Here is a 21993-nt window from a genome sequence, read left to right as displayed (position 1 = left end):
GAAAACTAAACTCCCGGAATAAGCTCAAATAAATATTATCATCTTGGTCAATGTCGATTTCCATGTATCATCTGGAGCAGTTTACTCCAAATGAACTGTTTATATACAAATCCTTACAACAAATTAAATTCAGCATTTGCTGAAAAATGAAGAAAGGAATTGCTGATTTTAAACAGAAGCATTTTGAATTTCCTTTTCCTCATTATAAAGCGACTTTATAATTCCGTCAGAAAGTCCAATTTTAGGAACATAAATATTGTGTGCCTTTGCCCATTTCATCGATCTTAAATAAATTTTTGATGCAGGAATAATAACATCGGCACGATCACTTTTAAGGTCAAGCTCTGTAATCCGCTCCTCATAGGTATAGGAATTCAGCAATTCATCATATTTTTTTAAATATGCCAGGCTTAAAGGTTTCCCTTCCTTCTTTCCACTCGTTTTAAAGATATTATTGATGTTTCCACCTGAACCAATAAGATCTATTTCCTTAAAATCTCTGGTAGTATCTTTAACCCAGGCTTCCATTTCTTTCCAGGTTTTATTTTCAACCAAATCGTTTAGAAGCCGGACAGTTCCAACCTTAAATGATTTTGAGGCAACCGTTTTGCCATTGCTGTAAAGTGTGTATTCTGTACTTCCCCCACCAACATCCACATACAAATAGTTACAATCATTTTGGATAAGCGCATGCAAATCTGTAGCTGCGATAATTGCCGCTTCATGGCTGCCATCGATAATTTCGATTTCCACGCCGGTTTTTTCTCTGATTTTTTGGGTTACCCATTCCGCGTTATCTGCTTCCCGCATAGCTGAAGTAGCACAGGCTTTATACCTTTCAACCCCATGAGACTTCATTAAAAGATCAAAGGCCTGCATGGTATCTAGCATTCTCGCAATATTATTTTCTGAAATTTTTTGATGAAGAAATACATCAGCCCCTAACCGAATTGGCACCCTTACTAGGGATGTTTTTCTAAAACTGGTTTCTTTACCTGCTTTCTCTGTAATTGTAGAAACCAATAATCTTACGGCATTGGACCCTATATCTATTGCAGCGTATTTTTTTTGTATTATCACTCTGTTATTGTTTCTATTTTCTTTAAATAATAATCATAAAGCGCAAATTGAGAGCGCAAGGCGGGTTCGCTGTTTTTTCGATACATGTTTTCCTTGTCTGGATTAAAAACCCGTGCCTTTACATTATCATTCCAGCTAATTTCAAATGTATCCAGTATTTCCTGCCTAATATCTTCATCATAAACTGGACAGGAAATCTCTACCCGCTGATCCATATTCCTGGTCATCCAGTCTGCTGAAGAAATGTAAACTTTGGGATCTCCGGCATTTTCAAAAATATAAACCCTTGGATGTTCCAGGAATTTATCCACAATACTTATTGCTTCAATATTTTCGCTCATATCTTTAACACCAGGAATAAGGCAACATATCCCCCGAACAATCAGTTTTATTTTTACCCCCGCCTGGCTGGCCATGTAAAGTTTATCGATCATTTTATAATCGGACAGGCTGTTCAGCTTTAATTTAATTTCGGCATAAATACCTTTTTTGGCGCAATCTATTTCCTTCTGAATAAGGTTCATAAGGGTAATCCTGGTATAATGTGGAGAAACCAGCAAATGTTTGTATTTGCTTACTTTATAATTTGTTTCGAAAAAATCAAAAACTTTATTTACTTCTTTAAGTATTTCAGGATTGGCGGTAAAAAGAGTATAATCTGTGTAAACACGGGAAGTAGATTCATTAAAATTTCCCGTACTTAAAAATCCGTACCTCTTAAGTTTTCCTTCCTCCTCCCGCTCTATTAAGCAGGTTTTGCAATGCACCTTTAAACCGGGAACACCAAAGATAAGATTAACCCCCTCCTGCTGCATTTGTTCTGCATACCTTATATTGGCTACTTCATCAAACCTTGCTCTAAGTTCAATTTGCACGGTAACTTTTTTACCGTTTTTCACCGCATTTATAAGAGAACTGGCAATATGGGAAATTTTTGCCAGCCTGTATATGGTGATTTTTATAGTTTTTACCTTTGGATCCAAAGCAGCTTCACGAAGGAATTTCACGGTATAGGAAAAACTTTGATAGGGAGTGTAAAGCAGGAAATCTTTTTTGGCAATTCCAGATAAAAGACTTGCCTGTAGAATTAAACCCGGAATAGGCAAAGGCTCCTTAACTTCATAATAAAGATCTTTGGAACCCACACTTGGAAAATCCATATAATCCCTCCTATTATGATATCTTCCGCCGGGAATTATGCTATCTGTAGAATCGATACCCATTTTATTCATTAAATAAGTAAGGGTATCTTCTTCAATATTCATATCGTAAACAAAGCGTACGGGATCTCCTTTTATACGATCCTTCACGCTGCTGGAAATTTTATCTATAAAGCTTTTGCTCAGGTCACTGTCAATATCCAGTTCGGCATCCCGGGTAATTTTTATCATATGAGCGGTAATACTCTCATAATCAAAAATATTGAAAATCCTATGCAGGTTATACCTTATCAGGTCATCCAGCAGCATAATATACTGTTTCCCGTTTTCTTCAGGAAGCACTACAAATCGTTCAATACTTCTGGGAATCTCGATTAGCACATATTTCTTTTCTTTAACCGATCTGTCAATGAGTTGGGTAATACCATGTTTGGGCACTTCCTCTTTCATCACCATTTTTACTGCCAGGTATGCCGCGCTATCTTTTAAGCTTGGAATATCAGGAAGGTCATTAAGAATGATAGTTACCAACGCCGGACTAACCTTTGAAAGGAAGAAATTCCTGATATAATCCTGCTGGGATTCAGAAACTTCATCTTCTTTAATAATATTGATGTTATGGTCCCTGAGACGGGTTTGGATATCGTCTAAAATTTTTAGACTTTCCGACTGTTGCCGGATTACAATTTGTGTAATCTTCTCCAGCAATTTATTTGCTTTTATTCCTCCAAGTTCACTTTTTCCAGTTTTACCGGCAAGATCAATGCGCTTAACTGTAGCATATCTAACTTTAAAGAATTCGTCCAGATTGTTGGAAAAAATCCCGAGGAAACGTAACCTTTCAATTAAAGGAACAGTTTCATCTTCTGCTTCCTGAAGGACCCTGGAATTAAACTGAAGCCAACTAAGTTCCCGGTTTAAATATTTTTTATTCTGCATATAGATTATCGCAAATTCTTAGGTAATAAGGTGATTATGGTCTTTCCATTCTTAATATTTTGCCAGCTATCCTCTTCAAAATCTATCACACAAAGTCCGGTGGTGGGAAGATTATCTATAGGATTATCTCCCAGCCGGTTTACCAGATTGGTCATTGCCGGATTATGCCCAAACACCACGAGTTTTTCAACATGATCCGGACAGGTTTTAACTACCTCCAAAAGCTGTTCTTCACTAAAGGTATAAAGATCTTTTACAATTTTGAAATGATCATCTGGCACTTCCAGTTTTTTCCGGAATATTTTTGCTGTCTCCATAGCACGCACTGCCGGGCTGCTCCAAAAGCTAGCAGGAGCGGTATAAAATTCCCGGAAGGTTTTTGAAATAGTTTCACCATCCCGGTAGCCTCTTTTTTTCAGAGGCCGCTTATGATCAGGCAGATTCTCTTTCCAGGAGGATTTACCATGCCTTATTAAAATTAATCTCTTCATAAATTAAGGTGCCAAACGTTCAATTTGCCAGTTATTGTTATACCTGGTGTAGAGGATACGGTCATGTAAACGATTTTTCCTTCCCTGCCAGAATTCATAGCTTTCCGGCACTACCAGATATCCTCCCCATTCTTCCGGCTTCGGAATTTCACGGCCCTTATATTCCTCTTCCAATTCCTTCAGTCGTTGTTCCAGCACCTGTCTGGAGGCAATCTTTGCACCCTGATGGGAAGCTAAAGCACCCAACTGACTTCCCCGCGGCCTGGAATGAAAATAAGTAGTAGATTCTTCTTCAGACACTCTGGAAGCAATACCTTTTATAATTACCTGGCGCTCTACGGCAGACCAGAAAAACGATAGGCAAACATGTGGATTTTTTTCAATAGCCATGCCTTTCTCAGAATTATAATTTGTGAAAAACACAAAACCTTTTTCATCAAATTTCTTTAACAGCACCACCCTGTTCTTAGGGTAGCCATCTACCCCAATAGTAGAAAGGTTCATCGCATTCACCTCTTCCACTACCTGGTATTCTTCTGCCGCAAGAAACCAGTTCTCAAATAAGGCAGAAGGTAATTTAGGAATACTATTTTCCAGCAGCTCTCCCCTTTCATAAGATTTTCTATATTCCTGAAGGTTCTTTTCCATACAAAATCATTTCTACGCAATTTACAAGTTTTACAACGATTTCTATCAATCCTGCACATTAAGGTAGACAGAAACTATAAGTAGGAAAATCTATTATTCCTACCAACCTAAAAGTTAAAGCAGTGTATTTTATCTAATTTTAGGGTATTTTATCTATAAACGTTATATAGACTCATCCCGTTGAATAAATCTTCTTAAATTGCTGAAAATTAATTCTTACACCCCTCGGAATTAATTATGACTTAACCTGCTGCTTGAATATTTTAAAATTAAGTAGTATAATGAATAAGCCATTTTTTAAGATCCGGAAGAATCCTGCCCATTTATCTATATTTTTTTTATTACTGATTTTTCTGGCAGGAAGCACAAGCTGTTCTGTGCCAGGAATGACAAATAAGGAAAGCTATGAACGTAATCATAACGTTTATGCAGTAGATTTTAATCCTGAAAATCTTACCCGAATAGATATCTACAAGATGGATGAAGGTGATTGGATTTCCATAGGAGAAGTTAAAAATGGCCAGAATTCAAAATTCAGTATCAGCATTGTTGACGATCACCTTACAGTGACGGCAAATGAAAATCCCATGGATATTCCAAATTATAAAACCTGGCTGCAATATGCCATGGAAGATCTTGGATACACCGCCAATTCTCCTTATGACGTATTTGAAACTGTAGAAGAAGGGTGGATTTATTCAATAGATTTGGAAAAATTTCCTCTTGTAGAACAGGAAGAGCACAGGATGATAATGTATGAATTGAAATAGAATCCCTCTATTTGCCTCCCATAACCCCCTACTACTTACAAATTTTTTCAATCATATTTTCGTATAAATCCTTTAGACAACAAAGGGAGCATGGGTATTAAGAGCTTCAAAATATTCTGAAAATTTTATTTACCCTCTCAAATTCTCACCTCTTTTACACCTAAAAATGGAAATATTGTTGTTGAACGAATATACATGGCATTACATCTAATAAGTTCTTAAAAACTTTTTTAAGGCTGTTATTCTGGTAATTTTACATCGTTGAAAATCGTTTAATACATTCCATGTTAGGAAACTAAAGGTGAAAACCCCCAATTTTCACCAGGTATGAAAATCAGCTAAATTAGATCATATCCTGCCCACGGATTTCGAGGTTTAATACATTTTAAATTTTTGAAGGTCACAAATCTATTATATATGAAAATTACTACTATTTCTGTTTTAATGGGATGGTTATTTCTCTTCTTTTTGATTCCTTTTTCCTCATCTGCACAAAACTATAAGGCGTATAACCTGGATCAAATCCTGAATACAGCAGGGAAAGCAGGTACTTTATTTGATGTGGCACAAACTGAAAAAGTCAGGTCCCTTATATATGATCTTAATCCTACTATTTTTGTAAAAGATCAATCAATAAAATCCTACCAAGAAGAAAATCCGCTCGTGCTTCGTGTAACACCGGATTCGTGGAATGTGCTCACTGGCACAAATCCAATTTTTAATTCTGTGGAGCTTTTAACTCTTGAATTACCACAGGTGAATAACATTTCAGGATTACTTGATCTTTCTGAATTAAGCAGTTTTAATAGTCTGAGTTATATTTTTGTTGAATGCACCGGCACCTGCACAGCTTCCCAGGTGGAGCAAATCTTCAGAAGCACTAAAAACATTACCGTATTTTATCTGGTGACTACACCACAATAGTATTTCGAAACAGATAAAGATAATTCTTGCCATATTTTAATTAAGAAGTTATGGAAAAAAACTACTACTGCAGCTTATCTGCTAAATTCTTTATGTTCTTAACTATACTGCTGCTGACCTTAGCCGGTAGTGCAAATGCACAGGTTAGTAAGGATTTTACACAGCGTACTTCCCAGTATTCACCTTCAAAAAAGGTTTATAATATCCACGGGGATTTTACCATGATTGGGAATACCAATATGACGCTTCAATATTATGAAGAAGACGAAAATAATAGTAATAGCCTGATGCGGGAAGTGGATGAAGATGGAGACCCGCAAACCCATAATTCATCTAAGGCAGAACTTAATTTTTCTACCGAAAATGATGCAAATCCTGAATGTTCAAATGTAATCTATGCCGGATTATACTGGACCGGAAGGACGAAAAACAACTTTGCAGATGCCGAAAAACAGTCGGTTAAATTTAAGGCTCCCAATGGCTCTTATCAAAGTATTACAGCTAACTCTTCAGATATTAGGTTTCCCGGTGAAGATAATATCTATGTTGCCTATAGCGAGGTAACAGACCTTGTAAGAAACGGAGGAACAGGTGATTATTGGGTGGCAGATATGGCCTTAACTGAAGGAAACGGTGGAGCAACCGGCTTCTATGGCGGCTGGGGCATGGTTATTATTTACGAAAATTCCAGAATGGACCTTAGGGATGTTACTGTTTTTGATGGCTACGCTTACGTGGAAGGCAACGTGGTGACAAATTATGAACTTCCTGTTTCCGGTTTCAATACTGCACAAAACGGGGACGTGAACATGAAGCTTGGTCTAATGGCTGGCGAAGGTGACAGGGACATTAGTGGAGATTACTTTGAAATTCAGAAAAATAGCGATAATACATGGATAAATTTAAGCCACAGTGGTAATTCTACTAATAATTTCTTCAATTCTTCCATAGTAACTGAAGGCAACCGGGATCCCCTACTTGTTAATAACACCGGTCTGGACATTAGTATGTTTAATATTCCAAACCCTAACAATAGTGTAGTTGGAAATAACCAGTCTTCCACAAAATTCCGTTATGGTTCTACCCGGGACACGTATGTTATTTTCAATCTTGTAATGTCTGTAGATGCATATGCCCCCGATATTGAAGGCTTAAGTACTATAGAAGAAATTAATGGACAGAATGTTTCTGCTCCTTATTCAGGATTTCCCGGAGATGAAATCACCTATAAAGTTGAAATTAAAAATAAAGGCAACGAGCCCATAGAAAATGCGAGACTGGTTATTCCTGTTGCTTACAATGTGGAATACATCAATTCTTCGGCAGAAAAAAATATTTACTTTTCTCCCTCCCCTTCTCCCAACAATGTAACTTATGACCCTTCTTTAGGCGCAACGGGTTCTGTTATCTGGGATATTGGAACTATTCCTGTACCCGAAAATACAAATACCGTTCTGGCCGATATTAGTCTTTCTTTCAGAATAACCGAAGATTGTTCTATCCTGAAGAGCTCCAGCTGCGGGGATGGATACAATATAATGTTTAACGGAACGCTAAGCGGAAAAGGTGCAATAACAGGAATAGAAGTTAGTAACAAAGATCTAATCCAGGGCTATAATGATGACGGCTCCTGCGAAGGAGAACCTATTTCCTCACCCCTGAGTGTTTCCATAGATGCCACTCAATATATCCAGGATAATTGTGGGGATACTCCTGAAGAAAACGTATTTATCTACTGCAACAGGGAAAATCCTATTCCTATTACCGATGTGAATTCCGCTTTCCCGGTGGGAACGCGTTTTTATAATGAATTTCCTGTAACAGCAAATTCTACGGAATTCAATATTAGTAATCCTTTTCCTAATGTTTCTGCTGATTATTATGCAGTGCTGCCGGGAACTCAAAATTGCTATATTCCCTTTAGTATAGAAGTGAATAATATAACTTCAGTACCCCAGACGGAAAATATTGAATATTGTATTAATTCTGAAGCTCAGCCGCTTACCGCTCAGCCAGGCAATCCGGCGTACCAGCTTTTCTACTATGAATCTGAAGATGCCGCCCCGCAGGAATCTATTATCCCTGGTACCTCCGTGGCAGGGGAATTTACCTATTACGTTGCTGAAGGAGCATCAAACAGTTGTATTAGCCCTAACAAAGCTACCTTAACTGTAACAGTTATTGCCAATCCTGAAGCTGTAATTGTTCAACAATCTACGTGTGAGCAACCTTTTGGAATCATTGCTGTTGAAAATCCCTCTGCCGATATTTCTTACACGCTTTTGAACGAAAATGGTGTGGCTACAGGATATGAGTATCAAGACGGACAGTTTAACAACGTTGCCCCCGGCACTTATAGGATCCAGGCTTCTAATATTGATTGCAAACCTGTCTCTCCAACTCTTACTATTAACGAAAATGAAGGTGCCCCCGCAACTCCGGTAATTTCTGTTACTCAACCAGATTGTGAGTTGGCCAGTGGAAGCATATCTATTGAAAATAATGAAGATAATCTCAACTATGTTTTGCTAAATCAGGAGGGTGAGGCTACAACCTATACCTATGAAAATGGCAATTTTAATGATGTGGCTCCGGGCAGCTATAGTATTAAAGTTTCCAATGAGGATTGTGAAGAAGTATCTGAAATATTTATTATCAAAGAACAACCAAATGCTCCTGCCACACCTGTAGTTGCTGAAATTATCCAGCCAACCTGTGAGATTGCTACGGGATCTTTTTCTGTAAATACTGCGGAAGGATTTGCATATAGTATCGATGGAAATAATTTTCAAAATGCTGCAACTTTCGCTGATCTTGCTGCCGGAACTTATTACGTACTTGCCAGAAACGAAGATGGATGTATTTCTGAAGCAACCTCAGTTATTATTGAAGAACAGCCGGAAACTCCTGCACAACCGGAAATCCTTTCCGTCACCGGCACACTCTGTGGACAGAGTAATGGAGAATTGGAAATCGCAGTTGAAAACGGACTAACTTATACTTTGGCAAATTCCGAAGGAGAATTTACTCACAACAATGGGGTTTTTGCTAATCTTCCTTCAGGTACCTACCAGTTAACAATCAGTAATGGGGTATGCCAGATAAATATTAATATTACTGTACCTGCTGAAGATGACACCACCGCCCCAAGCTTTACTACATGTGCTTCTGACCAAATGGAAGTAGCTGCAGATAATGCCAGTTGTGAGGCTTCAAATATTGATCTTGGAATTCCGGCTGCTACTGATAATTGTACTGCTGAATCGGAATTAATTTTTACTAATGATGCTCCTGATAACTTCAGCATTGGTGAAACTGTAGTAACATGGACAGTAACCGATACTGCTGGAAATACTGCAACATGTACACAGGTAATAAAAGTTATAGATACCCAGGCTCCGGTAATTGAAGATATGGAGGATATCACTGTAGATACCGATGCAGGCATTTGTGGTGCTATTGTGGATTACCAAACTCCTACAGCTACCGATAATTGTCAAATAGAAAGCGTGGAACTCACCGAAGGACTTGCTCCCGGTGAAGAATTCCCAACCGGAACAACTACGGTAACTTACACCGCTACCGATAATGCAGGAAATACAGCCACCACTACTTTCACCGTCACCGTGGAAGATAATGAGGCTCCGGTAATTGTTTGCCAGGAGAGCATCACTGTTGCTACTGAGGAAGGTGAAGCGTATGCTGTAGTTGATTTTGAAGACGCTACCGCCACTGATAAATGTTCGGTTACCGTGGAACAAACTGCTGGCCCTGTTTCAGGAGCACAGTTCCCGGTTGGTACAACAACAATCACTTATACCGCTACTGATGCCGCCGGCAATAATGCAGAGTGTAGCTTTACGGTAACTGTGGAAGATAACGAAGCTCCTGAGCTGAGCTGTCCATCAGATATTTCTGAAAATGCAGAGGCCGGTATTTGTGGTGCCGTGGTAGAATTTGAAATGCCTCAAGTTTTAGATAATAATGAAAATGTTTCCGTAGAACAAACCGCCGGACCTGCTTCAGGAGAAATATTCCCTGTGGGAACTACAACCGTAAGTTTTACCGTGACAGATGAAGCCGGAAATATTGCAGAATGCAGCTTTACGGTAACAATTTCTGATGACCAGGCTCCGGTAATTGAAGATATGGAGGATATCACTGTAGATACCGATGCAGGCATTTGTGGTGCTGTTGTGGATTACCAAACTCCTACAGCTACCGATAATTGTCAAATAGAAAGCGTGGAACTTATCGAAGGGCTTGATCCCGGCGAAGAATTCCCAACCGGAACAACTACGGTAACTTATACTGCTACCGATAATAATGGCAATACCGCCACCACTACTTTCACCATCACTGTGGAAGATAATGAGGCTCCGGTGATCAACTGTCCTTCTAACATTACTGTATCTACTGAAGAAGGGGAATCTTTTGCTGTGGTTAATTTTGAAGAGGCCACCGCAACTGATAATTGTGAAGTGACTGTAGAACAGACTGCCGGACCGTTTTCAGGATCGCAGTTCCCGGTTGGTACAACAACAATCACTTATACCGCTACTGATGCCGCCGGCAATAATGCAGAGTGTAGCTTTACGGTAACTGTGGAAGAGGAACCCGATACCACTCCTCCCGCTCCGGAAGCGCCGGTTGTGACCATTGTAGATGCTATCTGCGCAGAGCCTACAGGAACTATCCTTGTAGATATAATTGAAGGACTAACCTATAGTATTGATGGTGAAAACTATCAAACCAGCGGAACTTTTAACCAGGTCGCTCCGGGGACCTACCAGGTAACAGCAATGGATGAATTCGGCCAGGTTTCTGAAGCAACCTCAGTGATTATAAATGAACCGGTTGCTGCCGTAATTGAAACCACCACAATAGATCTCTGTATTGAGGACTCTATGTTTGATCTTTTTGATTTACTGATTGGCGATTATGATCCTTCAGGAACATGGATAGATGCTGAAAATACAGGAGCATTGGATCAGGGGATAATTGATCCTGCTCAGCTGGAAGTAGGTACTTATACTTTTAGATATGAAACTGAAGGACTGTGTCCTTCTACTACAGAAGTAATTGTTTCAATAAATGATGATTGTGTGGTATTACCTTGTAGTATTGGAGATATTAGAGAAAGCATTACCAAAGCAGTTACGCCAAACAATGATCGTATCAACGACTATTTTGAAATTGATATTGAAAATGAATGCGATTTTGTTTATGACGTTAAAATTTTCAACCGCTGGGGTGCCAAAGTCTTTGAAGCAAAAGATTATCAAAACAACTGGGATGGTTTTGCCACCAATTCTTTCACCAGCTCCAATCAACTACCCGCGGGAACATATTTCTACGTCCTTGAAATAAGGAATAGCGGATTTGAACCCATTCAAGGTTACATCTATCTAGGAACAAAATAAAAAAGGGAAACCATGAAAAAAGTTTATCTAACTATAATTGTCTTGCTTGTCGCCTCACATGCTTTTGCGCAGCAGCTCCCTCAATTCACGCAGTATATGTATAACACCATTTCTATTAACCCGGCTTATGCAGGAAGCAGGGATGGGTTTTCCATAACTGCTTTAAACAGGAATCAATGGGTGGGCGTTGAAGGTGCTCCTGTTACGCAAACCCTTTCTGTAAACTCTCCCCTAGAAAATGACAAAATAGGGCTGGGACTTTCAATAATTAATGATAAAATTGGAGATGAAAACACCACCTATGTATATGGAGATTTTTCCTACCGAATAGATCTTAGCCAGGCAGTCTCCCTTAGAATGGGGTTAAAAGCCGGCGCATATTACTACGGCCTGAATGATCCAACGGGGGGCGAAGATCCTTTCTTTCAGGACAACTTCAACCGTTGGACACCAAACTTTGGGGTGGGTTTTTATCTTTCAGCGCAGGATTGGTATATAGGACTTTCAGCTCCAAAACTTATTAATAAGGATAACAACAGGCTTGAAGAATTCCGGGCTTTGGAACAGGTTCATTATTATTTAACCGGGGGTTACGTTTTTAATGTGAGCGATAATATGAAATTCAGGCCAACTGCTTTATTTAAAATGACCGAAGGAGCTCCCTTATCCGTAGACCTTTCTGCTACTGCAATTTTTAATGAGCGATTTTATCTGGGGGCTAATTACAGGATAGACGATGCGGTTGGAGCATTTATGGATGTAGAAATTTTTGATGGCTTTAGGGCAGGTTATGCCTATGAATATTCAATATCAGATATTCGGCCTTACACTTCGGGCTCACATGAAATCCTGTTAATCTATGAATTCAGATTTCAGAATACACGTTACAAATCACCTAGATTTTTCTAATATAAACCCGGTTTATGATGAAAAAATACCAATATTTTATACTTCTGCTTCTAATTTGTTCCGCAGGCCATGCGCAATACGGAAAGCAGAAAAGAGCTGATAAATTATTCAATAATCTTGCTTATTTGGAGGCAACAAATGTTTACAAGGAGCTTATTGAAAACAATTATAATTTTCAGGAAAATAGCTTAAAGCTTGGCGACGCTTATATGAAATTGAGAAGTCCTGAAAATGCCGTTTTTTACTACGGAGATGTGATAGACAGCAGCGGGATTTCTGCGGAATATTACTACAAATACGCCCAGGCCTTAAGAGGAACAAAAAGATACCAGGAATCCAGGGATTGGTTAAAAAAATATTTGGAAACCGGGGCAACTTCAGTAAGTGCTGAAGAAACGCTTGAAAAAGACGAATATGAGCCGAAAACTACTTATAAGCTAAAAAAAACCGATTTCAATTCAGAAGTTAGTGACTTTGGCACTTTTGAAAAAGAAGGAATCTTATATTTTGTTTCTGCAAGGGCTGAAGCTGTGGCTGAAAAAGACAGGATTTATTCCTGGAACGGTGAACCTTTTCTGGATGTTTATCAAACGGATTCCACAAATATGATAATTTCTCCTGTTTCAGGAGAAATAAATACCAGGTTACACGACGGCCCAATGGTAATTTCTCCCGACGGAAAATCGGCATATTTTAATCGTAATAATTACGTTGGAAATAAAGAAGGCAAACGTGACAAAGAGGCTACCAATAATTTAAAAATCTATAAAGCAACTTTAACCAATAGTACCTGGAGCAATGTTGAAGAATTGCCATTTAACGATAATTCATATTCCGTAGGCCATCCTGCACTTTCCCCTGATGGAACAATACTTTATTTCACTTCAGATATGCCTGGCGGAAATGGGGGAAGCGACCTGTACATGGTCAATATTAATCCGGATGGCACCTATGAATCTCCTCAAAACCTGGGAGAAAAAATTAATACTGAGCGGGAAGAAAGTTTTGCTTTTGTGGATAAAGACAGCACGCTCTATTTCTCCTCTACCGGTCATGCCGGGTTAGGATTAATGGATATCTTCAGAATTGATCTTAAGGATGAAGCAGCAGAAGTAGAAAATCTCGGAGAACCAATAAACAGCAATCTTGATGATTTTGCTTTTTTTAAAATGTCTACTAATAATAGAGGTTATATTTCATCTAATCGTGACGGCAAAAGTGATGATATTTATAGCTTTAATCAGCTTAATCCACTTATTCTGAAAGGCACTGTTACAGATGCTGTAAATGAAAAACCCATAGCAAAGGCTACGGTAAGACTAATGGACAGCACCAATAAACAATTAGCTTTTATGGAAACAGACGAAGATGGTAATTTTATGACACCGATAGACCGGGATGCTACATTTCCGATAGAGGCTAAAGAAATTGAATACCAGACTTTCACCGGGACTGTAGATACACGCAATTCGGATGACAAAGACACTCTTGTCTATAACATTCAACTACAACCGGTAAATGATCTGGAATATCTGGCAGAAATTGATACTATTTATTTTGATTTCGATAAATATAACATCAGGCCCGACGCCGCAAGGGAACTGGATAAATTAGTTGATTTAATGACTAATGAATATCCTGAGATGGTGATTGCCATAGGTGCCCATACCGATAAAAGGGGAACTAATGCATATAATGATATTCTGGCAGAAAGAAGAGCCAGGTCCACCTACGAGTATCTTGTTAATAATGGCATAGATGAAAACCGTATAGAATCTTTTAAAGGTTATGGGGAAAACCAACCCGCCATAGAGTGCGAAAGATGTACAAGGGAGCAGCATCAGCTTAACCGGCGGGCACTTTTTGAAGTGGTTCGCATGGGAGATTAAAAATACATATTCAAATTGTTCTTAAAAGAAGGTTCGGAATCGCTTCCGGACCTTTTTTATTTTTTAAAATGAATCTAACCGAAGAGGAACTTTAAAAAAATTAGTATAAATAGTATAATTGCCAGGCTCAGCCCGGTGATTTTCTTATTTTCCTTATTGTAGAAATCCTTCATTTTCATTAAAATCTTACTAACGTTCCAGTATGAATATAATGAAAAATCAATAACTTATTTTGAATCAAAACATAGTTAATAAGCGCTGAAATAGTAAATGAAAATACTTACCTGGTTATAAAAATATTAGTATAGTAATTTTTCCCTTCGCTATCTTCCTTTACAGATATACCAAAATGAGTATGTTCTCCTTCAATATTCAAGCGATGCCCTTCGCTCTTCGTCCAGGCCTTAACAACTGCATCTGCAGTGTGATATCCAAAAGCTACATTTTCACTCACCTCTCGGGCCCCCACTTTATTTACCAAATTACCGTAACGAACGGGAAAATTATCATGACTTACCTCCCCTTTAGAAATCATATATTCGGTGTGGTTTTCTGCCTCAACAGAAACTTCATGCAGAACATTAAGTTTTCCTAAGCCTAATTTAGTTCGGTAAGCATTGATTCTTTCTAAAATTTCCAGTTCTACCTCAGTATAATTGTAGGAAATTTTATTTTCTGCTACCTGATCGTAGGATTTTACTTCCTCCTCAATACTCTTTTTGCTGCAGGACACTAATGATATAGTACAATATAGTACCATAACAAAACGTAAAGCTCTTTTGAACATAAGTTGTTATTAAGATTTGGGAGGGTTAAAATACATATAAAATCGATAAACAACATTAAAGGAGGTTGATGAAGATCGAAATCATAAAATATTTAACAAATCAATAGGAGAAATCTTACAAATAAATGAATTCAAAGTAGTAATACCTGTAAATATGTAGGAAAGTTAAAGCACTACATGCTTAATCGAAGACAAAAACTTTTCCGTCATCTGACAGCTCTGTTTTTGAAAAAACTTCCGTGGCTTCTTCTTTAAAAAGATTGATATTAGAGTAGCGGGTGGAATAGTGGCCCAGGAGAAGCTTTCCCACTCCAGCTTCTTTGGCTATGGTAGCCGCCTGTTTGGCAGTGGAATGTTTAGTAGGTGCTGCCAGATCTTTCTTGTCTTCAAGAAATGTGGACTCATGATAAAGTACTGTGGTATTTTTAAGTTGCGGTATAATCCCCGGGCTAAATACAGTATCACTACAGTAAGCATAACTCTTAGGCGCAGGAGGATTGGCTGTTACCGCCGCATTTGAGATTAACTCACCATTTTCAGATCTTACATCCTTGCCTTTTTTCAGACTTTTATAGAGGCTGACATCAATGTTGTACTTAACGGCTTTGTCTATTAACAATTTCCTATCTCCCGGTTTTTCTTTAAAAAGAAATCCATTGGTATAGATACGGTGATTAAGCGGTATCGTCTCCACTGTAACTTTATCATCTTCATAGATCAATTCCGGAGATTTACTTTCTAATTCATGAAAATAAAGAGCATAATTGGTCCAGGAATTAGATAACTTCAGCTGTAGTGTTATGATTTCTTTTATTCCTTTTGGGCCATAGACATGAAGTTCTGTTTCCCGGTTAAGCAACCGGAATGTAGATATAAGCCCCACCAGTCCAAAACAATGATCTCCATGAAGATGAGATATAAAAATATGCTGAATTTTAGAGAATTTAATTTTATTCCTCCTCAACTCTACCTGAGTACCTTCAGCACAATCAATTAGAAAAATATGATTTTTAATTTCCAGAACCTGTGAAGTAGGGTTTGTAAAAGATCTGGGCGTGGCTGCATAACAGCCAAGGATGGTAAGTTTCATGAAAAGGAAAAATTTAACCTATTGCATAATATAGAGGATGAAACTTTAAAAGCCCAAATCACGCTCTATCTCTTCCATTTGAACAATATCTTCTGCTTCCGGCAAGGTGGGGGCAACAAATAGTTCATCCGGAATTTTATCGGCATGTAAGGCATTGTTCACAATAACAAAAGATTTTTTATGCTGCCGGTGCGTATTTGATAATTCTAAAAAACCAAGTAAATCCTGCAATTGCAATTCATCATATTTTTTTAAATCTACAATAACATTTTTATCTTCAAAGACTGCATGTTCCCGGGTAAGCACAGATGCAAATTCTGTAAGAGAATCCTGATCATTTTCAATGAGCAGGTACTTATCTTTCTCTGTTGTTTTCATAATTTTTCTTTTTCTAACTTTAAAGTTAACAAAGAAGAAGGAAAGCCTCAGGTATTTATTGTTTTATTTTAGAAGCTAAAAGGTAGATTACTGCCATTCTCACAGCAACTCCGTTTTGAACCTGATCCAGGATAATAGCCTGGTCAGAATCTGCCACATCACTGGTAATTTCCACTCCCCTGTTAATTGGTCCGGGATGCATAATTACAATTTTCCTGTCAAGGCTATCCAGCATTTTCTTGTTCAGACCATATTGCTGGGTATATTCCCTCGTACTGGGAAAATAGCTAATTTCCATTCTCTCATTTTGTACCCGAAGCATGTTGGCCACATCGCACCATTCCAAAGCTTTTTTCATATTAGTCTCTACTTCTACTCCCAGAGATTCGATATGTTTGGGCATTAAAGTTCTTGGGCCGCAAACTTTTACCTGCGCCCCCTGAAGCCTTAAAGCGAAAATATTAGAAAGTGCTACCCGACTATGCAGAATATCACCCACAATAACCACCTTTTTTCCTTTTACCCCACCTAATTTTTCCCTGATGGAATAAGAGTCCAGCAATGCCTGGGTAGGGTGTTCATGAGCCCCGTCCCCTGCATTGATTATCCGGGCATTAACATGTTTAGAAAGGAAAATTCCCGCCCCGGGATTTGGATGCCGCATTACCACCATATCCACTTTCATGGAAAGTATATTATTAACGGTGTCTATAAGTGTTTCTCCTTTTTTTACTGAAGAAGATGCCGCCGAAAAGTTTATTACATCGGCACTCAGGCGTTTCTCTGCAAGTTCAAAGGAAAGCCTGGTACGGGTGCTGTTTTCAAAAAAAAGATTGGCAATGGTTATATCCCGAAGCGAAGGGACTTTTTTGATGGGCCTGTTAATCACTTCTTTAAAATGATCGGCAGTCTTAAAAATAAGTTCAATATCCTGCCTGTTAAGATATTTTATCCCCAATAAGTGATCTACACTTAATTCACTGCTCATTTTCTGCTTATTTTGAAATCAGGTAAACTATATCTTCACCTTCGTTTTCTTTCCAGTTTACTTTTACTTTTTCTTCATTTATGGCATCAACCTGCCTCCCGTTATAATCTGGCTGAATGGGTAAATGCCTGCTAAACCTTCTGTCTATAAGAGTGAGTAATTCAATTTCTCTGGGTCGGCCAAAGGATTGTATTGCGGTTAAAGCACTTCTAATGCTTCTTCCGGTGTAAAGCACATCATCTATAAACACCACCCGTTTATCTTCCACCACAAAATCTATTTTTGTTTTATTTGCTTCAAGAGGTTTATTACTTCTCCTGAAGTCGTCCCGGTAAAAGGTAATATCCAGCTGGCCATTTTTGATATCGCTTATCTGGTATTCTTTTTTTAATATTTTTTCAATTCTCGCGGCAAGATATACTCCACGGGGCTGGATACCAATAAGTATGGTTTCTTTAAAATCGGTATGGTTCTCCACCAGCTGGCAGGCCAAACGATGTAATATGATGTCTATTTCTTTTGAATTCAATAAGACTTTCTGACTCATATTTTCTCTTAAGAATGAAGTAACTAAAACGCAAAAGTAATATTTTTTTCTGCTGAATTCTATGCGATGCTTATAAATTATGAAATGCTTGGTCTGTTCAAAGGATTTTTTATTTTTACCAACAAATTCAGATTCCCCAAATCTAATGTCTGTACCTACTCCCCCACGCCGCAAATCTCCTGCCGCACAACTAAAAGATGAATTGCTGAAAGTAATCAGGGAAAATCCTGATATCTTCAATTTTACCCAAAATGAAGCCAGGGATGGCATTTTGCTGATTGATGCAAATGATTATGCCCAATTCTGGATCAATCCCAATTTATGTTATGCTTTAGGTTTTTCTGAAGAAGACACACGTTCATTTCAGGATTGGCAAAAACATATTTTTCCTGAAGATTTTGAAAAATTTCAGAAACATCTTCAAAATGATGAAAAACAATTTTCTGAACTTCTAAGGTTTGAACATTTTACCGGTTACACCATATGGCTGCAGGGTACCTTTTTACATCTTGAATATGCCGGTTGCGGAAGAGAATTGATTTTAGCCGGCTTTATTGATGTTACCAAATTTAAAAAACCTGAATTACCGCTAATCCAGACTCTGGAGAGGTACGAGCATGTTCTGGAAGGTACAAACATTGGCACCTGGGAGTGGAACATTCAAACGGGGGAAACCATTTTTAACGAACAATGGGCGAATGTTCTTGGCTACAGTCTTAAAGAAATTCAACCTACTTCACCATACACCTGGAAAAGATTTTCGAACCCTGAAGATAAAGAGAAATGTGATGCTTTGCTTAGGGAGCATTTTGCGGGTAAAACAAAAATTTACGAAAGTGAAGCACGCATGCTTAACAAAGCCGGTGAATGGATTTGGGTGCTGGACAAAGGAAAAGTTGTAAGCTGGACTGCCGATGGTAAACCTGAATGGATGACCGGATTTCATGAAGAAATCACTCAGAGAAAAAAGGAATTTGAGAGAAACCGGTTATTTATTGAACAGGCTCCCACTGCAATAGCCATGTTTGACAGCAGTATGAACTACATTGCAGCTTCTCAAAGATGGTTAAAAGATTATAAAATTGGTAAGAGAAATATTATTGGTGAAAACCATTACCAGATTTTTCCCAATATCAGCAAAAAATGGAAACAAATTCACAGGGAATGTCTTAAAGGTGCTGTAAAAAGCAACAACGAAGATTCTTTTATAACCGAAAATGGAGACAAAACCTGGTTAAGCTGGGAAATAAGGCCCTGGTACAACGATGCCGGCCAGGTAGGAGGCCTTTTGATGCACACTGCCGATATTTCAAATCTTAAAATTATAGAGCGGGAAAACCACGAAAAACAGGTATTACTGGAAACAATTTTAAATAGTGTTGATGTAGGTATTGTGGCTTGTGATGAAAATAGAAAACTCACCCTCTTCAACAAAACTACAAAAGAATGGCACGGAATTTCTCCTAAAGAAACTATTCCTTCAAAATACTCAAAAAATTACGGAGTCTATAAAATTGGTGATAAAAGCTCTCCCATGGAAGAGGAAGAAGTTCCATTAGTTAAAGCTCTGAAAAACGGAAAAATAGCAAATGAGGAAATCCTTATCAAACAAAAAAACGGTGATTCAAAAATAGTAAATGTTAATGGATCCCGGTTAACTGATAACAAAGGCAATATTCTTGGTGCGGTAGTAGCCATGCACGATATTACTTCACGGAAACAAACCGAAGAAAAACTAAGAATAAGCGAAGAAGCCTTTCGGGGAAATTTTGAAAATGCTGCGGTGGGAATGGCTATTCTCGACACTAAGGGGCGATGGCTTGAAGTGAACAAAACATTGTGTGACCTTATAGGCTATTCTGAAGAAGAATTTAAACAACTCGACTTTCAGGAAATTACACATCCTGAAGATCTGTATTCCGACCTGCAATTAAGGGAAGAACTTTTAAATAGCAAAAGAGCACATTATCAATGGGAAAAAAGATATTTCCATAGAAACGGTAATATTCTCTATGTTATGCTTTCTGTTTCACTGGTACGCGACAAAAATGAAAATCCGCTTTACTTTATTTCACAAATAATAGATGTAACCGGAAAGAAAGTAGCAGAAAGAAAACTAAAGGAAGCCATTGCACAGCTTGAAGGAATTTTAGAAGCCAGTACACAGGTAAGTGTTATAAGTACCAATCCCGGCGGAATTATTACCAATTTCAACAAAGGTGCTGAAAACCTGCTTGGTTACTCCAGACAGGATTTAATTGGAAAGGCTTCTCCCCTGCTCTTGCATTTACCGCTGGAACTAAAGCTTAGAAAAAAGGAACTGGAGCAAACCGGCCACCTGGCTCCTAAAGATTTTAATATTCTTTCTGCAATAGCCGAAAGTGGAAAACACGACACGCGGGAATGGACTTACATTAGGAAAGATGGCAGTCAATTTCCCGTACAACTTACTATGACTGCAATAAAGAGCAGCAAAGAGGTAATTGGATATTTAGGTGTGGCTACGAATATTAGTAAAATAAAAAACGTTGAAAAGGAAATAAAATCTCTTTTGGAGGTCACCAAAGAACAAAATCAGCGCCTGAAAAATTTTGCTCATATTGTTTCCCACAATTTGCGTTCCCACTCGGGAAACTTAAAAATGTTGTTGCAGTTATATAATCAGGAGCAACCTGAGGCAACTGAAAATGAGATATTTCAATTATTGGGAACCGCTTCAGAAAATCTTGAAGAAACAATTTCTCATCTAAATGAAGTGGTACTCATCAACACCAAAACTTCAGAAAACCTTATCCAGGTTAATTTAAGAGAAGCGGTTAATAAAGCTTTACGCAGTGTTTCCGCACTTGCAAAAGAAGTAGATATCGAGATCAAAAACGAAGTAGATGCTGAATTTAATGTTGTTGCAATTCCGGCTTATATGGAAAGTATCCTTCTTAATTTCCTGACCAACGGGATAAAATACAGGTCAGATGAAAGACAAAGTTACATTAAACTCTCTGCCATAAGAAATGAAAATTTTATTATTCTGAACATTTCAGATAACGGCCTGGGAATAGACCTCAAAAAGTATGGCACTAAAATATTTGGAATGTATAAAACCTTCCACCGCCATAAAGAAGCGAGGGGAATCGGCTTGTTTATTACTAAAAATCAGGTTGAGGCCATTGGCGGGAAAATTGAAGTACAAAGCGAAGTGGGGAAAGGAACAACTTTTAAACTATTTTTAAAACATTAGAAATTAATCTTGCCTTATCACGATCCAATTGATATTTTGTGCAGGGATTTTTTGAAGACTGGCTAATTATATTAAGCCTTATAGTTTTTACATATTCAGGGAAATATAAGTGCTTAGTTAAACGGAGCTTGCTGAAAAAATCTTAGCCAATTAATTCTGATCCGGCAGATAACCAATTTTTATCTGAATAACACGCAACCTTTTAACAATTTCATCATCTTCTAATACACTATTAGATCAAAATGATGAAAAATCCATTCATATTATTATTGTTATTAACTTTTATTTCATGTGGAGACGAAGAGGAAGAAGTGTTAATTGCCAGCTTAAGCCTTACCCGCTTTCCTCAGAAATGGGAATTAGTAATGATGACCGGAAGTCTTCAAGATTCTCAAACAAGAGGAGATAAAATGGCCTGGCAGGAAAATTATATTTTTTATGCAGATGGTGCTTTTAAAAAAACCAGGGAAAGAAATAATGAAGTAAAGGAAGCATCAGGAACCTATAGTATTTCTGAACAGGAAAATAATTCCAACCATATTCTCTATCATCTGGTTTATAATCGCGAAAATGGCCTTATAGGAAGCTGTTCCGGGAAACCTGAAGAATATCTGCATCTTGATCTTGAAAGCCAGACTTTGTTGAGCGACTGGCAAATTTGCGATGGCCCCGGCTTGTATTATGAACAGGTAACTATAGAGAAAGAATAGTTTAAAAATAAAAAAGCTCCCC

Annotated in this window: 16 protein-coding genes; 7 read left to right on the top strand and 9 right to left on the bottom strand. The window is 38.1% G+C overall.

Going from position 1 to position 21993, the window contains the following annotated elements; genetic code table 11:
• Positions 1–168: 168 nt before the first annotated feature.
• From RM539_RS16710 to pdxH, 4 genes are read right to left on the bottom strand one after another with little or no spacing between them, the layout of a single operon-like run.
• The gene (locus RM539_RS16710; RefSeq protein WP_311504563.1) at positions 169–1080 is read right to left on the bottom strand and encodes a Ppx/GppA phosphatase family protein; all 912 of its coding nucleotides are present in this window, start codon (positions 1078–1080) and stop codon (positions 169–171) included.
• The gene (ppk1, locus tag RM539_RS16705; protein WP_311504562.1) at positions 1077–3179 is read right to left on the bottom strand and encodes a polyphosphate kinase 1; all 2103 of its coding nucleotides are present in this window, start codon (positions 3177–3179) and stop codon (positions 1077–1079) included. Before ppk1 ends, RM539_RS16710 begins: the two co-directional genes overlap by 4 nt.
• Before the next feature lie 5 nt (positions 3180–3184).
• Complete coding sequence (locus RM539_RS16700; RefSeq protein ID WP_311504561.1) at positions 3185–3670, bottom strand: SixA phosphatase family protein; 486 nt, start codon at positions 3668–3670, stop codon at positions 3185–3187.
• 3 nt (positions 3671–3673) lie between these two features.
• Positions 3674–4318 (bottom strand): pyridoxamine 5'-phosphate oxidase, encoded by a 645-nt coding sequence (gene pdxH / locus RM539_RS16695; RefSeq protein WP_311504560.1) that lies wholly within the window; start codon positions 4316–4318, stop codon positions 3674–3676.
• Positions 4319–4704: 386 nt separating this feature from the next.
• Here pdxH and RM539_RS16690 point away from each other — a divergent pair, with 386 nt between their 5' ends.
• The 5 genes from RM539_RS16690 to RM539_RS16670 all read left to right on the top strand — a co-directional run bounded on the left by RM539_RS16690 (position 4705) and on the right by RM539_RS16670 (position 14233).
• Positions 4705–5088: a hypothetical protein gene (locus RM539_RS16690; RefSeq protein ID WP_311504559.1), complete on the top strand. Its 384-nt coding sequence runs from the start codon at positions 4705–4707 to the stop codon at positions 5086–5088.
• Between the two features lie 417 nt (positions 5089–5505).
• Positions 5506–6012 carry a hypothetical protein gene (locus tag RM539_RS16685; RefSeq protein WP_311504558.1) on the top strand — a complete coding sequence of 169 codons (507 nt, stop codon included), beginning with the start codon at positions 5506–5508 and terminating at the stop codon, positions 6010–6012.
• Between the two features lie 50 nt (positions 6013–6062).
• On the top strand, positions 6063–11435 hold the full coding sequence (locus RM539_RS16680; protein ID WP_311504557.1) for an HYR domain-containing protein: 5373 nt from the start codon (positions 6063–6065) through the stop codon (positions 11433–11435).
• Between the two features lie 12 nt (positions 11436–11447).
• Positions 11448–12344: a PorP/SprF family type IX secretion system membrane protein gene (locus RM539_RS16675; RefSeq protein WP_311504556.1), complete on the top strand. Its 897-nt coding sequence runs from the start codon at positions 11448–11450 to the stop codon at positions 12342–12344.
• 14 nt (positions 12345–12358) lie between these two features.
• A complete protein-coding gene (locus RM539_RS16670) occupies positions 12359–14233 on the top strand; it encodes an OmpA family protein (protein WP_311504555.1) in 1875 nt (624 codons plus the stop codon).
• Between the two features lie 280 nt (positions 14234–14513).
• Here RM539_RS16670 and RM539_RS16665 read toward each other — a convergent pair whose 3' ends face one another.
• The 5 genes from RM539_RS16665 to pyrR form a co-directional block, all read right to left on the bottom strand.
• Positions 14514–15020, bottom strand: coding sequence for a CAP domain-containing protein (locus RM539_RS16665; RefSeq protein WP_311504554.1), 507 nt, complete (start codon positions 15018–15020; stop codon positions 14514–14516).
• 181 nt (positions 15021–15201) lie between these two features.
• Positions 15202–16110: a ribonuclease Z gene (locus tag RM539_RS16660; RefSeq protein WP_311504553.1), complete on the bottom strand. Its 909-nt coding sequence runs from the start codon at positions 16108–16110 to the stop codon at positions 15202–15204.
• A 45-nt stretch (positions 16111–16155) separates the two neighbouring features.
• Positions 16156–16488 (bottom strand): ribonuclease Z, encoded by a 333-nt coding sequence (locus RM539_RS16655; protein WP_311504552.1) that lies wholly within the window; start codon positions 16486–16488, stop codon positions 16156–16158.
• 55 nt (positions 16489–16543) lie between these two features.
• On the bottom strand, positions 16544–17476 hold the full coding sequence (locus RM539_RS16650) for an aspartate carbamoyltransferase catalytic subunit (protein ID WP_311504551.1): 933 nt from the start codon (positions 17474–17476) through the stop codon (positions 16544–16546).
• Between the two features lie 7 nt (positions 17477–17483).
• Positions 17484–18023: a bifunctional pyr operon transcriptional regulator/uracil phosphoribosyltransferase PyrR gene (gene pyrR / locus RM539_RS16645; RefSeq protein WP_311504550.1), complete on the bottom strand. Its 540-nt coding sequence runs from the start codon at positions 18021–18023 to the stop codon at positions 17484–17486.
• Between the two features lie 145 nt (positions 18024–18168).
• Here pyrR and RM539_RS16640 point away from each other — a divergent pair, with 145 nt between their 5' ends.
• Positions 18169–21261, top strand: a complete 3093-nt coding sequence (locus tag RM539_RS16640; RefSeq protein ID WP_311504549.1) for a PAS domain S-box protein — start codon at positions 18169–18171, stop codon at positions 21259–21261.
• A gap of 245 nt (positions 21262–21506) precedes the next feature.
• Entirely contained in the window at positions 21507–21971 is a 465-nt protein-coding gene (locus tag RM539_RS16635; protein WP_311504548.1) for a hypothetical protein, read from the top strand.
• Positions 21972–21993: the final 22 nt, after the last annotated feature.

The sequence above is a fragment of the Autumnicola musiva genome, assembly GCF_031846585.1.
Taxonomy (GTDB): Bacteria; Bacteroidota; Bacteroidia; order Flavobacteriales; family Flavobacteriaceae; genus Autumnicola; species Autumnicola musiva.
This window is presented reverse-complemented; position numbering and strand designations above follow the sequence as displayed.

Bases quoted from the DNA above. Each gene is read 5' to 3' on its own strand.
- RM539_RS16700 (WP_311504561.1), bottom strand. From the start codon at position 3,670: ATGAAGAGATTAATTTTAATAAGGCATGGTAAATCCTCCTGGAAAGAG.
- RM539_RS16655 (WP_311504552.1), bottom strand. From the start codon at position 16,488: ATGAAAACAACAGAGAAAGATAAGTACCTGCTCATTGAAAATGATCAG.
- pyrR (WP_311504550.1), bottom strand. From the start codon at position 18,023: ATGAGTCAGAAAGTCTTATTGAATTCAAAAGAAATAGACATCATATTA.
- RM539_RS16640 (WP_311504549.1), top strand. From the start codon at position 18,169: ATGTCTGTACCTACTCCCCCACGCCGCAAATCTCCTGCCGCACAACTA.
- RM539_RS16650 (WP_311504551.1), bottom strand. From the start codon at position 17,476: ATGAGCAGTGAATTAAGTGTAGATCACTTATTGGGGATAAAATATCTT.
- RM539_RS16665 (WP_311504554.1), bottom strand. From the start codon at position 15,020: ATGTTCAAAAGAGCTTTACGTTTTGTTATGGTACTATATTGTACTATA.
- ppk1 (WP_311504562.1), bottom strand. From the start codon at position 3,179: ATGCAGAATAAAAAATATTTAAACCGGGAACTTAGTTGGCTTCAGTTT.
- pdxH (WP_311504560.1), bottom strand. From the start codon at position 4,318: ATGGAAAAGAACCTTCAGGAATATAGAAAATCTTATGAAAGGGGAGAG.
- RM539_RS16680 (WP_311504557.1), top strand. From the start codon at position 6,063: ATGGAAAAAAACTACTACTGCAGCTTATCTGCTAAATTCTTTATGTTC.
- RM539_RS16635 (WP_311504548.1), top strand. From the start codon at position 21,507: ATGAAAAATCCATTCATATTATTATTGTTATTAACTTTTATTTCATGT.
- RM539_RS16685 (WP_311504558.1), top strand. From the start codon at position 5,506: ATGAAAATTACTACTATTTCTGTTTTAATGGGATGGTTATTTCTCTTC.
- RM539_RS16675 (WP_311504556.1), top strand. From the start codon at position 11,448: ATGAAAAAAGTTTATCTAACTATAATTGTCTTGCTTGTCGCCTCACAT.
- RM539_RS16670 (WP_311504555.1), top strand. From the start codon at position 12,359: ATGATGAAAAAATACCAATATTTTATACTTCTGCTTCTAATTTGTTCC.
- RM539_RS16690 (WP_311504559.1), top strand. From the start codon at position 4,705: ATGACAAATAAGGAAAGCTATGAACGTAATCATAACGTTTATGCAGTA.
- RM539_RS16660 (WP_311504553.1), bottom strand. From the start codon at position 16,110: ATGAAACTTACCATCCTTGGCTGTTATGCAGCCACGCCCAGATCTTTT.